Below are 13645 nucleotides of genomic sequence, written 5' to 3' on the forward strand. Positions count from 1 at the left end.
TTTTTAGGAGGAAGAAATTCATTTTTTCTTCAACTGAGGATGTGTAGGATTTGACATAGAATTCGTCGAAGGTAATTTTGAAGATTGAAGAACTTCAAGAGGCTTTACTTGATCTCCTGGTTTAACTTTTTGAATACCTTCAAGAATAACTTTATCTCCATTCTTCAGTCCTTCCTTCACAAGCCATTGATCATTAATTGCTTGTTCCGTTGTAACATTTCTTATTTCAACAATATTTTTATTGTTAACAACCAGTACACGCGCACTTCCTGATGAATCACGAGTAACACTTGGTTGTGGAACTAAGAGAGCATTTTCTTGAACCCCTTGTTCAATAACCACGCGCACAAAAGAGCCAGGCATAAGATCAAAATCAGGATTTGGAAAGAGGCCTCGGATAGTCACAGACCCTGTCGTGGAATCAACAGTTACATCTGTAAACTGAAGAGTTCCTAATTCTTTGTAAACTGACTCATCTTCCAAAATAAGTTTCAATTTTAAATCTTGGTCTACAGGATTTTTTAAATTTCCTGCAGCAAACTGTTTTTTAAGATGAAGCAATTCAACCATTGGTTGTGTAATATCAACATAGATGGGATCTAATTGTTGCACAATTGCCAGTGCGCTACTTTGGTTCGCCGTTACTAAGGCTCCTTCCGTAAAATTAGACTTCCCAATGCGTCCATTCAAAGGTGATTTTATGTGAGTATAATTAAGATTGATGAGAGCTAATTCGACATCAGCTTGACTTGATAAAATATTTGCTTCTGCCTGCTTTAAACTAGCTCGAGCATCATCATAATCTTGTTGGCTTACAGCATGAGATGGTAATAAGTTTTTATATCTCTTTTCTTTTAAGCGAGCGACCTCTAAAGCCGCAGCAGCTTGGGCTAAATTTCCTTTAGCATTATCATAAGAAGCTTGATATTTTGCAGGATCAATTTGGTAAAGCTCCCCTCCACTTATAACATTACTACCTTCCATAAATTGACGTTTGAGGATAATTCCATCCACTTGGGGGCGAATCTCTGCGATACGATAAGCAGACGTTCTTCCAGGAAGTTCTTTTGTTAACGTAAATTTTTGAGCACGAAGAGTAACAACTTTAACTTCTATAGGCTCTTTTTGGGCTGATTCCTGTTTATTATTTTTGCAACTCGAGACCAAGATGCAAGTACTTAAGATAAAAATTGCACGAATACCATATTGCCTTTGTTTCATTCTTATAAACCCTATTTTTTAGGATTTTCACCTGAACATACCTAAAAATTCGTTAAAATTTTTAACGTTTTTTATTTTATTTAATTCCTTTAAATTTTTGAAATAATGAAAAAATATTTTAATGGGAGATATTTTATAAGTAGTAGAAAAAAGAATTTTCACCAAACTCTCTCTTTCTCTTTTATGTCTTCTAAAACTTGAGCTATCTTAAAATTAAAAAAGAGATTTCAAATAATTTTCTCTCTCTTTAAGGAAGTGTCTTTATGCCAGGTGACAAGCTCAAATCTCCGTCCTTACCACCAGAATTTTATCCGGAAGGTTTGCTTGTCATTAAAGGGATAAGATTCACCCCACGGCAGGTCGATATCATTGCGTGTCTTATTAGTGGGGGGACGGGAAAGTCAATTTCATCTCTTCTCGATATCGAAGTTAAAACACTGGAAGCCCATAAAAAAAGTATTGGCGAGAGAATCGGGGGCGGCATCCAAGAAGATATTATTGCCTTTGTCCAGAGATCCCCTCACTATGAATTCCTCAAGCAACATTATTTAACCCTTCTTCATAAGCATGAATTTGAAAAACAGCTCAAAGAGCTTTCAAAGAAATCTTCTGAAAATTCTCCCGCTCTTAAAGTAGAGTTCTCCCCGACTTACGCGAATAAATCTTCTCTTCTGACTCTTTTGGTGAGTCATCTTAAATTGGCTGGAATAAGAATTGTGAACGATGAGAAAGAGTTAGAGGGCGACTTTTATACCCTTACTTTTTTACCGAAGAATAAAGAGGATATTGTAGAACGAGAAATCCTTATTTTATTGGACAAAGATATAAAAGACATCTCTCCTGATTCTATCGATTTGAGAGAGGCAAAAACTTACTTTGCTTCCTGTGTGGAAGTGTTAAAGAAGTTTTATGCAGAGAAGACCCTCGAAAAACTGTCTTCCTTAACCGCCTTAGACTTTAAGGAGATCCCTTTTATTAAAGAGAAGACATCCTCTCTTTCTTTGAATCAAAAGACGAAAAAGAATAGTTTTCTTGTTTTAAGTGGACTCATTATTTTCTTGTTAACCTCAGCTTTTCTTTATTACTCCCAAACACCCTCTTCAGAGAAAAAAACGCCAGTTCGCTCTGAACTTCCCATTCCGATTGATGACGTTCTGTTAAAACGGCCTGACTTGATGAAAAGGATTGATAAACAGCTCACTTCCCAAGACGGGATTCAAACTGTTTCTCTTGTGGGTGTGGTGGGAATGGGAGGTGTTGGCAAAACAACCTTAGCGCGTCAATTTGGGAGGTCTCAATCTCAGTCAACGGTCTGGGAATTAAATGCAGAAACCAAAGAAAGCCTTCTCAATTCTTTTCGGGATTTGGCGTATGCGTTAGCAGAGACCAAAGAGAAGAAGGAAGAGCTTAATTTTATCCAGAACATCCAAAACCCAGAAGAAAAGGAAAAGCAGATCCTTTCCTTTGTGAAGCGTCATTTAAAGCTCAAGAAAGAGTGGCTTTTGATTTATGATAATGTTGAGAATTTCCCTGAGATTAAAAAATACTTTCCCCAAGATCCTCTTGTGTGGGGAGCTGGAAAAGTAATCATCACGACCAGAGATAGCAATCTTCAAAATGCAGGCTATATCAAAACAGAAAATGTCCTCCATATCGAGGAATTAAGTGAGAGAGAAAGCTTAACTCTTTTAAGCAAGATTCTTTATGGGTATGAGCCAGAACGTCTCACGAAAGAACAAAAGCAAGAAGCAATAAACTTTCTAAAAAACATCCCCCCATTCCCGTTGGATGTTTTGGCCGCAGGTTATTATATTAAGAACTCACACCTCACCTTTGAAGAGTATTTAAAAAGAATAAGCAGCTATAGTGAGTATTTTGAAAAAGACCAGGAAACCCTTATTAATGAATCGAGTCATTACACCAAAACACGGTATGGCATTATCACCTCATCACTCGAGAAAATCATTACCGTAAATCCAGAATTTAAAGAACTTCTTCTTTTTATCTCTCTGCTTGATTCACAAAATATTCCCAAAGAATTATTAGAATCTTATAAAAGTAAAACTGTTGTTGAACAATTTTTGCGTATCCTTAAAAAATATTCTTTTATTACTAATAAATCATCTTTTATAAATAAAGAGAAACTACCAAATTTTTCTATCCATAGAAGTGTACAAGAAATTAGTTTAGCTTATCTGGTCAATGACCTTGATTTTAAAAAAGAAAAAGACTTATTACAAAAAATTTCTAATACTCTAAAGAATTATATATCTGGATTAATAGATAAAGAAGATTTTACAAAGATGATTCTTTTAATCAATCATTATAAAGCTTTTTTGAACCATAATAAATTATTAACACCATCCATCAAGGGCACTATACAAAGCGAATTAGGATGTATGTATATTTATTTAAATTATTATAAGAAAGCAAAAGAATTTCTCGAAAAAGGCCTCAAGAATATAAATAAAAATTATAAAGAAAATTATGTTAGCGCTACTCGCGCCTTAACATATCTTGGCATCGTTTATAGAGAATTACGTGAATATGAAAAAGCTAAAGATTTCTTGGAAGAGAGTCTCTTAAATTACAGAAATCATTCTTTGAAAGATTATGCCGGAGTTGGACGAACTTTAGAATATCTAGGAATTGTTTATAAGGATTTAGGAAATCATGAGCAGGCCAAAAAATTACTTGAAGAAAGTCTTATAATCTATAAGCAAGGTTTTCCCGAAAACTATGTGGGATCTGGTCGAGCTTTAGCGTATCTAGGAATGGTTTATAAAGAATTGGCAGATTATGAAAAGGCAAAAATTTTGCTTGAACAAAGTCTTAAAATTTATAAAGAACATTTTTCTCAAAATCATGTCGGCATTGCTCGAGCTTTGGCGTATCTGGGGATTATTTACAGAGGGCTTGGAAATCATAAAAAAGCTAAAAGTTTACTCGAACAAAGTCTTAAAATTTATAAAGAACATTTTTCTCAAAATCATGTCGGCATTGCTCGGGCTTTAACATATTTAGGGATTGTTCATAAGGAACTTGGAAATCTGGAAAAAGCTAAGAGCTTTCTTGAAGAAAGCCTAAAAATTTATAAAGAGCATGTTCCTGAAAATCATATTGGTGCTACTAAGGCTTTAGTATATTTAGGGATTGTTTATAGAGAACTTGAAAATCATGAGATGGCTAAAAATTTACTTGAAAAAAGTTTTGTTACATGCGCGAGAAATTATGGGGAGGATCACATTGTAACTGCTCGTGTTATAAGGAATCTAGGGCAGGTTTTTCTTCAAGAAGATTATATTGAAATTGCTGAGAATTTTATTAGTAAGGCTTTGAAAGCATTTAAACAAAATAAGCATCCTGAATATTATAAAGCTTTAGAAAATTTAGCAGAAATCTATTTAAAAAAATCTCTGCAAACAGCTGAAATAAAACAATCTGAACAGTATAAAGAAAAAGCTAAAGACTACCTAAATCAAGCTTTAGAAATCGTAAAAAATCACTTCCCCAAAGATTCCCCTCATATTGTAAGAATTCAAGAAAAAATTAATTGTAATAATTAAGCTTAAAATTCTTAAAAAGTTGAATCTCGCAACCCCTTAGGCAATATGAAATTTGTACGTCTTTGCTCTATAAGATACAAAATAATTTATCCTTTTTGAGAAGCCTTTAGCAATAAGGCTTCCCTTTGCCTGTCTCTAAATAGGCTTTTAAGCTCTCTTTGAGGAAGTAGTTCCACCCTTTTTGGCAAAGATCAAAACATTCCAGTTCTTTGGTTAATCCTTTATGTATAAAATTCAATTCTGTTGTATTGCCGTTTAAACCTTTTGTTAGATAGAAAACAATTTCTGTATCCACCCACTCATCACTTTTCGTAAAATTTTGATCTGAATAACTATGTTCAACACATTTCCAGTCAATCTTTTCATTGGGGATCAATTCTTTAATTTCCATCGCTTTATAAGTAGACCCAAAACGAAAGGTAGATTTGCTACCTATCTCTGCAAGGCTAATTTTGCAATCCTGTGTCCACCAATTTTTGAGACCTTCTGCTTTCGTAAGAGATTGATAAACCTTTTCTGGAGAGACTTGATAAGTTACTGTACAATGATAACTCTCTCTTAATAAAAATTGCTCTAAATGATTTATACACTCTTTCCATCCTCCCTGATGATTTTCATATTGTTCTTCATTAGGCAGTAGGTCATGAGTTAAGGTAATCTCTGTTTGGTTATTGATTGCACGTAGTTGAATAGTCACTAAGGTATCCTTGACACTGTCAGAATTCCAAGTAAATACAATTTTTTGATTGGGGATGATTTCTTTATAGATACCCGTGTGAGAATAAAGAGTACCATCTTCGGCTATCATATCTTGTTGATAGTACCCGCCTACTTTAAAATCATTGACTGCAGTTGCTTTCCAGCCAGATCGTAAAGGGAATAACCACTGTTTCATAATTTCAGGCTTACTCCAAGCAACAAATACTTCCTGACACGTGGCACTAATCAATCTTTTGAGAACAAGTGGTTGTTGAGTCATGGTTATTCTCCTGATTTTTAGATGTAAAATAATTCTCTAAAGAATCAAGCCTTGCTTCCCAATGTTGTTTGAGTTGATTAATCAGCTCAGCTGCTTCTTCAAGTGGTTGCTGGTTAAATGTCAAGTAGTGCATGCGTCCTTTTTTCTGTCGTTTTATTAAGCCCGCATGTTCTAGCACCTTTAAGTGTTTAGAAATTGCATTTAATGACATAGAAAAAGGCTCAGCTAATTGAGTTACATTACAAAGAGAACTTTTACTCATGAAATGTAATAGCTGGCGGCGTGTGGGATCAGCCAGAGCATGAAAAATATTATCCAAATACTGCATTTTATATTCAACCATGGGGTTGAGTATCATATAAAAGAAATCATTTGTCAACTATCTAGTTGAATATTTCTACATAACCATGGAGAATAAAATGCTCCACATCGGTGCAGGCGAATTTAAAGCTAAGTGCTTAAAGCTCATGGACTTGACCGAGCAAAAGCATGAAACTATTATTATCACTAAACGCGGCATTCCTGTTGCCAAGCTCGTTCCTTATACAGATACGGCCCCTCTCTTTTTGGTTACATGAAAAAATCTCTAAAAGTTAAAGAGGATATCATTAATTCAATGGAGGAAAGTTGGGATGCAGAATCATCTTAATATACAATTAATATTAGATACTCATGTCTTTCTATGGCTCATGAACGATGAAAATGAGCTTTCACTAGAAGCAAGAAAAATTATAGAAACGAGCATTATTGATGGCTCAATTGCTATAAGCGCAATTTCTCTCTGGGAAATAAGTATGCTCCATGCTCGAGAAAGAATATTATTAAATCAGCCGTGCCTGACTTGGATCAAAAGAAGCTTGGAAGCACCAGGAATTACATTATATCCACTTACTCCAGAAATTACTGTTGAGAGCGCTTCCCTTCCTGGCGGGTTTCATGGGGATTCAGCTGATAGGTTCATTGTTGCAACTGCTCGAGTACTTGGCATCCCTCTTCTTACAAGAGAACAAAAGATCATTGATTATGGAAAAGATGACTATTTGCACTGTATAAAAGCATAATGTGTACCTTAATACTTAATAATAGATTAGAAATTATTCCAATAAAATTATTTTAAACTGCATTCATACATATTTCGTAAAAAGACAATCATGTTTCTTTGCCTAAATTGTAATCTTAACTCAAATTTGCAACATGTATGTTGCTGAAGAGCCTAAAGGAGAGTAGCTAATCCTTATAGGATGGAAGCGGGGGCTCTGAAGTTGCAACGAGATCTTGAAACTGTGGTTCTGATTAGAACCCCCTTCCTATTGGTCTAAAGCTGGACAGTATCTTAAGAAAAGGGATTCTGCCTTATTCTGTATTCACATGACGAACTAAAAACTAAAACAATCATATCCAGTATATAAGAGGGGAAAAAAGATGGATGAAGTTATATTAGGAATAGATGTTTCTAAGAAAGAACTTTCTATAACTCTTCTCTTCAATACTTACTATAAAAAATATAAGATCTCTAATAATATTGAAGGCTTCATAGATTTAATAAAATGGCTGCAAGATCAGGTGATTAGTAAAGTTAAAGCCTGTATGGAATCTATGGGATTGGTGCAAAATTTGTTCAAGAATTTGCGCGGGATGGGGCTTTGGATTTCTTTATACCAGTCTTACAAGAAAGAATTAGAGGAAAAATAAACGGGACTCCCACTCTAACTGAAGCCGCCTTAGAATTTTCAGATATAATTATAAAATACTTAAAAATCTTTGCTAATAATTCTTCAGAAGATCCATTAAATAAAGACATAAATCCAAGTGATATCCGAGAAATTCAGCACTTAAGTCAATGGCTTAAAAATAATTCTAAACATAATTCTTATGACAAAGTGCAAAAACAATACAGGAATCTTAAAAAGCGTGTCGAGTCGCAACGTTTTCAAGTTATCAAAGATGGAGCTTATTATATGTTTGACCTTATCAAACATTTGGATCCTGATTTTTCAGATCTTAAAAGTCCATTTGAGTTGTCAGAATATCAAGAGAAAAAGTGGAATAGTGAGAAAGCAAAAAAACTTAGCCAATATATTTTAGAAAAGTCTCATGAATCAGGATTAATTGAGCCCAATCGTTTGCGCCATTTCTGGGAAACTATCGCGCGAGAACAATATAATAGAGATTTTTACAAGCTTGTTTGTGAAAGTTTTCAAGATGCTCATAAAGACAGTCAAATTCATAGGATGGCACAACAGTTATGGTATGTCTCACAACTAGATACCATTCATCTTTCTCCTCAAGAAGCAAGATCACGCATGCCAGGGAACTCTACTGATGGAAGATATGCTCCTAATTTTGGATAAGATGCCAGATTCACAATCTTATCAAGGCTGGATACGAGATCCCATAGTGCGAGCATGCGGTGATATCATTATGGATGCTTTTCATCATATTGTTGGTTTAGGATGTTCATTAAAAATGGATCCATCAGCCTTCTAACTGGTATAAAATTCCTAGAGAGTTTTCTAAAAGAACAATTCAAATTCCTGAAGAAATATCAGAAGAAGAAATCCTCTCTCAAATAGCAGGATGGAATCTTTTATTTGAGATTATTGCGAGGCTATCGAATCACCATTTACCAGAAGTTTTTTTAAAGATACAAATCTCAGATATTTTCGGTATCAAGAATTAATAATTTGAATAACAATAAGAAGGTAACCAGAATTCTACCTAAGTAATTTTTACTCATGGATATTAATAACTTCCCTTGTAAATATTGATGAATATTTTTTGTTAAATTCTAAAAAACAAAAAAATTAAAAGTTTAAAGGAAGCTAAGTTAGAAAATTAAGAGGGGAAATAAGGTTTGAATTTTATATATAGTTTTTTTATTTTTCTTTTATCCATAAATTGTTCAGCAACAGAATTTAAATTAAGTGATTATAAATGCACAAATAAAACTCCTACGTCTTACACACTTGCTCTTTTGGATAAGTCGTTGGTTACCTGTGAAAATGAAGAAGATGATAGAATTCCTGAAGCCGTTCGACCATTTGTTCATATTAATACAAAATCAACAAAGACACGTTCCATGGAGAGTAAATCTTTTCCTGCAACAGATGATTATCCAGAACATTTCATAGTTCAGGTAAATTGTAGAAAACCTATATTGAGATCAGCTTTCTTAACAAAAACTCTTTTATCAGAAGAAAGTTCTAATAGAGTTAATGGTGTTCTAGAGGATATTGAAGAGGAGGGAGAATTTTCATCTAGCATTGAAAGTAGTATCTACGAAAACGAAAGTGATGATGACGTATCCTCCTTTAGTTCCGAGGAAGATAGTGATGAAGAACTTGAATATAGGGCTTCAATGTTATTATTTCCGGTATTAGGGGAACCAAATAAAATGTTAGCTTATCTTTTAGGAACGTGGCCTTCCCTTTTAAATACCACGACCATAGTTCCATGGTTTGGCTTAAAAATAGTAGCATCAATTGGTGTAGCTTCGACTTTAGAAGAGAAAGATAATGAACTTACTAGCATTAAAGAAGTTGTTACAGAAACTCACCGACAAGCAAAACCCATAAGAGGTAGTGGAAAACAACAAAAGGGTTTAGGAGCAGTTAGGGATTTTGACATCGATCCAGCTAGTGATGGCCTTGAAAAAGTAAGACTCAAGCCGGTTAAAAATTGGGGCAATGCACTTTTGGATGGTGACGATTTTTTGAAATTCCATTTAGCTACCAAAGGTCAAAAAGGGTTTGATGATAGCCAATCTATGTATGAAGTTGCTAGAGAAGCTTATAAACATTATTCAGAAAGTGCTATTCACAAGGATTTTACACCTTTTTTAGACGAACCCGTTGTAGGTGAAAATAAAATTAAACTTGATACCTTGCTTAAGAATAATTGGAAGAAATACTTCGATAAGGATCAATTGTTGTACTTGCATTGGTCTTTCTGGTTTCGTGCAAGAGGGGAAAGTGATATTTCGTCAATCTTAACAAAAATTAGAAAGGATCCATTAACCACAATAGTAATTGGAGGTCAAAAATATAATCCGCTCCAACTGATACGTTCCTTACCTATTCAGTCTGGCAAAGATTTTTATTGGTTTGATCGAGGTTCATGGTATCGAATACAATCTACAAGATTTCGAGCAATTCGTAAAAGAATCGATGCAATAACAGTTAAGCAAGAAGATTTATTTCTGCCAGATTATGAGATTGATATAACTGAACAAGGTGAAACTCAAAATAAAGATTATAAAGAATTAGCATATAATAAATCTATAATAGAAACAATGAAGGCACAAATAGGTTCCGGCAAACCAATTGCTGAAGCAATTCTGCTTGATCGTGAAAATGCTCGACTTGGAGGAACAGGAAATCAATTTGAATTTTCAGATATTTTTATGCAACGTGCTGATAAAAAATATTATTTGATTCATGTAAAAAGAGAGAATGCAAGAGAATTTGATCATCATCGCACACAAGCTGAGAGATGTGCTTTATTTTTGGGTCAAAACCTAGATAGATGGATTTTACCTGGCTTATTAATTACGGGGATATTGCAAGATTTTTACAAGGAGCATATTAAGCTCCCAATAAAAACAAGCCCTGATCCTAAAAATCCTAAAAATGTTAAACACACAGAACAGGCCTGGAGTTCAACTTTTAAAGATAAATTTAAGGACATAAGAAAAGAATTTCTGGGTTCAATAGAAAGTAGAACAAAAAAAGAGAAATCCGATGAATTCAATAGTATGGTTTATAAAAAGATCCTAAATGTAAATAAAGGAGTAAGGAAATTAATAAAGAAAATAGCAGAAGATATAACTATAAAACCGTTAATAGCTCGTTTTGAATCATATGAAGATGCATTATTTAGGTGTTTTGATGCTATAGAAGATCTGATTTTACATGGCACTATAATAAGCGATGCTGAGCAGAAAACTGGAAAAATCAAAGCAGAAAATATTGAATTTATAAAAGGTTTATTTGAACAAGCGTTAGCCTTTTTAGAAAAACATCCATCCTTCGCTAAAAAGCATAAGGGGGTTCTTTCCCAAAAAGACCGGAAAAATATTACAATTGTACAAGCTATCGTAAAAGATGGATCTGAAACTACAAAATTTAATAAGCAACGGCTTTGGGGAATAGATCAAACTAGAAAAATTATCGAAAAAGAAGGGTTTAATTTTGAAGTTGTATTTATAAAAGATAACACAAAAATTATTAAGAAACGTAAAAGAGGCTCAATAACTACCGATGAATTAGATGTAAGTGACATAACTGGAGACATTGACAACAATTCTGAATTTGGAACCCCAGTGTTATATAAGAAAATGAAATTGCAAGAAACTCCTGTTATAGATTTACCGCTAACGTCTCAACATGGATCTTCAAGCCTTTCTACCTTGGCAGAAGTAAAATTACTTCAACCAGAAGATTCAGCTTCAATTGATTTCTCTTCTACATCTAAAATGGAAGGTATAGAGTCAACAATGGATTATGAATGACGATATAAATTTTCTACTTAAGTAGATTTCTCTAATTTTTAATACATTTAGAAAATGTAGGGGGATATAAAAAATGCATTGGAAAATATTATTTATAACATTAATTTTATTCTTAGAATGTTCATTTAAATGCTTTTCAAGTTTATCTTTTAATCATTTTAATGATGAACTTTCTCAGAAAAACAAGCACATTTTGTATGATAATCATGAGGTATCGTTTGAAGAAACTGTTCCAAATACTGAAACTTTGAAACTCAAATTTAATATACCACAACAGTTTTTATCGGAAATAGAATCATCATCAAGACTATCTTATCACCTCCGTTATCATTTGAGTATTTTTGATAATATGGTAAATGAACTAGAAAATTATATAAGTGTATTAATCAACACCATACCTGCTTCAAACTTACTATTATTTACTCGAAATTGTTTTATTGAACATGTTGCCCGCTATATACTTTACGAGGAAAGCAGATTAAGTCACGAGGATGAAAGGGATGCATTTGAAGCTATCGAAATAATTCAAGAAATATCTCCGTCGTTAGATTTAAAAGTATGTAGCAGGCCGCTTTTTGAGTGGGTTCCCGATGATGAGGAGTTATTTGTAGGACTTCCTCCTCTAATGTTTTCATCTATTTATGAAATTCTCAAAATTATGCAACAAAATAATAATGCCACAATGCAAGAGAATATAGATAATTTCAGGCAGCATTTGAAGAATCTGAAAATTTTTCGAAGTTATTTTGATATTAGTGAACATTTGCGAGTAACACTTCCTATGATAGAAAAAATTAGGAAATTAAAAACTCCTAATACAAAGACTGAAGAAGATGAATTAATTACAACATTAAATAGTTTATTATGTATAAATGAGAATGTTCCATATAAATTCCAAACTTTAGATTTATCAAGCTTTGTTTCTAAGAAAAAAAAGCTTCTCTCAAATCGCAATCATTCGGCTCATGCACTGGTTCCTTGGATGATGTTGAGAAATCTGGGGCTAGTAAGTGTGCATGCAACTTCTCCCATATTTAAAGATGTTTTATTTTTACCACAAAATAGACAGATTTTACATGAAGCCTTACCTATGATCGTTGAAGAGTCCGAATATTTTATAGATCGTATAGAAAAATTTATAATATTAGAAATAAAAGAAGCTTTAGGAGAGGATGCCTCAATTGAAATAACTGATGATACCCCCTCTTTCCCATCTATATCACTATTAAGCAATTATGGAGCAGATACAGCATATTTACATAAAATCATAAGAACCTTTGAGAATTTTGATTTTAAGTGCATTCCATCCATACATGTTATTTTAAGACTTATGGATATTTTAGGTGAAATCTCTAAAAATCTTTCGCCCACTATTGCAAGCTTAAATTCAAATTTCTGGGATAATTTAAAAAGACTACGTGATTCAGGCCAACATGGGCTCTCATTTCAAAGAAGATTAGTTAAGGCTTTAGAGGAAGAAAGAAGCATAGTTTTACTTATACTCAAAGATTTTAGTGAAACTTTCGATTTTGCTAAGAATACACTTGATGCTTTTCCAAAAAATTTGTCTTCATTGCAAAATTTTTATAAGACGCCACAAACTAACATAAAACCCATTGAAGGAAGAGGCGTGGATAAGCTTATGTCTATGCTCTATCCTCTTTATCTTACAATTGATGATAAAGAAGAATTAATAAATACGGCTGATTTATATATAAATCCAAAAGATAGCCTATTATTAGTGAAAGCAGTCATTGAAAGAAAACGGCCTATTGATGAGAACACCAAACAAGAAGAATTTACTGCAAATGTCGACAATTTACCTCTTTCTAAAACGACAAAGAAAAAATTAAAAGAAGCATATAAGGCTATAAAAATTAATGGGTTTTTAGGCAATAAAGAAGAAGAACATGAAGAAAAATCAAAAGAGTTACTAAAGACATTAGATGGTATTAAAATTTTAACAAGCGAAGAAGTAAGATATTCTTTAAAGAAATTAACTGAAAAAGATGATCGAGGAGGTACTGTTTTTAATGATGCTACTACCTTTAAATATCTTGAAGCTAAATTACAAGAAATAGGCATTATAGATCCAGAAATTATAAAAATATGGCAGGATAAATGGGAAAAAATAAGAAAACCAAAAAATAATGAACAAACTAAAAAAGAAAAAGATAAAAGCACTGATGATGTAAGAACAATTATTCAAAATTCTGTTATTACGAGTGAAGAGATTTTAAAATTTCTGAAGATGATTCATGATGTATTAGGAGGTGCTTCAGATAGCAGAGGAATATTCTTTAAAGTTCAAAATATTGCACTTTCAGTAGAGCATCATTTAACAATGATCCGTCATTATTTAGGGTTCAT

General features: G+C 33.2%; 11 protein-coding genes. 8 read left to right on the forward strand and 3 right to left on the reverse strand.

Annotated features, from left to right (window positions below; genetic code table 11):
* Positions 1 to 18 precede the first annotated feature (18 nt).
* The gene (locus J0H12_03400; GenBank protein ID MBN9412957.1) at positions 19 to 1221 is read right to left on the reverse strand and encodes an efflux RND transporter periplasmic adaptor subunit; all 1203 of its coding nucleotides are present in this window, start codon (positions 1219 to 1221) and stop codon (positions 19 to 21) included.
* A gap of 263 nt (positions 1222 to 1484) precedes the next feature.
* Here J0H12_03400 and J0H12_03405 point away from each other — a divergent pair, with 263 nt between their 5' ends.
* Positions 1485 to 4787, forward strand: coding sequence for a tetratricopeptide repeat protein (locus tag J0H12_03405; GenBank protein ID MBN9412958.1), 3303 nt, complete (start codon positions 1485 to 1487; stop codon positions 4785 to 4787).
* A gap of 106 nt (positions 4788 to 4893) precedes the next feature.
* Here the strand turns inward: J0H12_03405 and J0H12_03410 are convergent, their stop codons facing one another.
* Together J0H12_03410 and J0H12_03415 are read right to left on the reverse strand one after the other, a co-directional pair.
* Positions 4894 to 5766 carry an SRPBCC domain-containing protein gene (locus tag J0H12_03410; GenBank protein MBN9412959.1) on the reverse strand — a complete coding sequence of 291 codons (873 nt, stop codon included), beginning with the start codon at positions 5764 to 5766 and terminating at the stop codon, positions 4894 to 4896.
* Entirely contained in the window at positions 5729 to 6109 is a 381-nt protein-coding gene (locus tag J0H12_03415) for a helix-turn-helix transcriptional regulator (GenBank protein ID MBN9412960.1), read from the reverse strand. Before J0H12_03415 ends, J0H12_03410 begins: the two co-directional genes overlap by 38 nt.
* 76 nt (positions 6110 to 6185) lie before the next feature.
* On the opposite strand from J0H12_03415, the gene J0H12_03420 reads away from it, so the two are divergent.
* The 7 genes from J0H12_03420 to J0H12_03450 form a co-directional block, all read left to right on the forward strand.
* Positions 6186 to 6344 (forward strand): type II toxin-antitoxin system Phd/YefM family antitoxin, encoded by a 159-nt coding sequence (locus J0H12_03420; protein ID MBN9412961.1) that lies wholly within the window; start codon positions 6186 to 6188, stop codon positions 6342 to 6344.
* A gap of 54 nt (positions 6345 to 6398) precedes the next feature.
* Complete coding sequence (locus tag J0H12_03425; protein ID MBN9412962.1) at positions 6399 to 6827, forward strand: type II toxin-antitoxin system VapC family toxin; 429 nt, start codon at positions 6399 to 6401, stop codon at positions 6825 to 6827.
* Positions 6828 to 7188: 361 nt separating this feature from the next.
* Positions 7189 to 7458: a hypothetical protein gene (locus tag J0H12_03430; GenBank protein MBN9412963.1), complete on the forward strand. Its 270-nt coding sequence runs from the start codon at positions 7189 to 7191 to the stop codon at positions 7456 to 7458.
* Positions 7410 to 8117, forward strand: a complete 708-nt coding sequence (locus J0H12_03435) for a hypothetical protein (protein ID MBN9412964.1) — start codon at positions 7410 to 7412, stop codon at positions 8115 to 8117. The genes J0H12_03430 and J0H12_03435 overlap by 49 nt, the downstream gene beginning before the upstream one ends.
* A complete protein-coding gene (locus J0H12_03440; protein ID MBN9412965.1) occupies positions 8089 to 8253 on the forward strand; it encodes a hypothetical protein in 165 nt (54 codons plus the stop codon). Before J0H12_03435 ends, J0H12_03440 begins: the two co-directional genes overlap by 29 nt.
* A 367-nt stretch (positions 8254 to 8620) precedes the next feature.
* Complete coding sequence (locus tag J0H12_03445; protein ID MBN9412966.1) at positions 8621 to 11275, forward strand: TIGR04141 family sporadically distributed protein; 2655 nt, start codon at positions 8621 to 8623, stop codon at positions 11273 to 11275.
* Between the two features lie 73 nt (positions 11276 to 11348).
* Positions 11349 to 13645 (forward strand): hypothetical protein (locus J0H12_03450; GenBank protein ID MBN9412967.1); only part of this gene is annotated, 2297 nt, incomplete at its 3' end.

Source organism: Candidatus Paracaedimonas acanthamoebae, from assembly GCA_017307065.1.
Taxonomy (GTDB): domain Bacteria; phylum Pseudomonadota; class Alphaproteobacteria; order Caedimonadales; family Caedimonadaceae; genus Paracaedimonas; species Paracaedimonas acanthamoebae_A.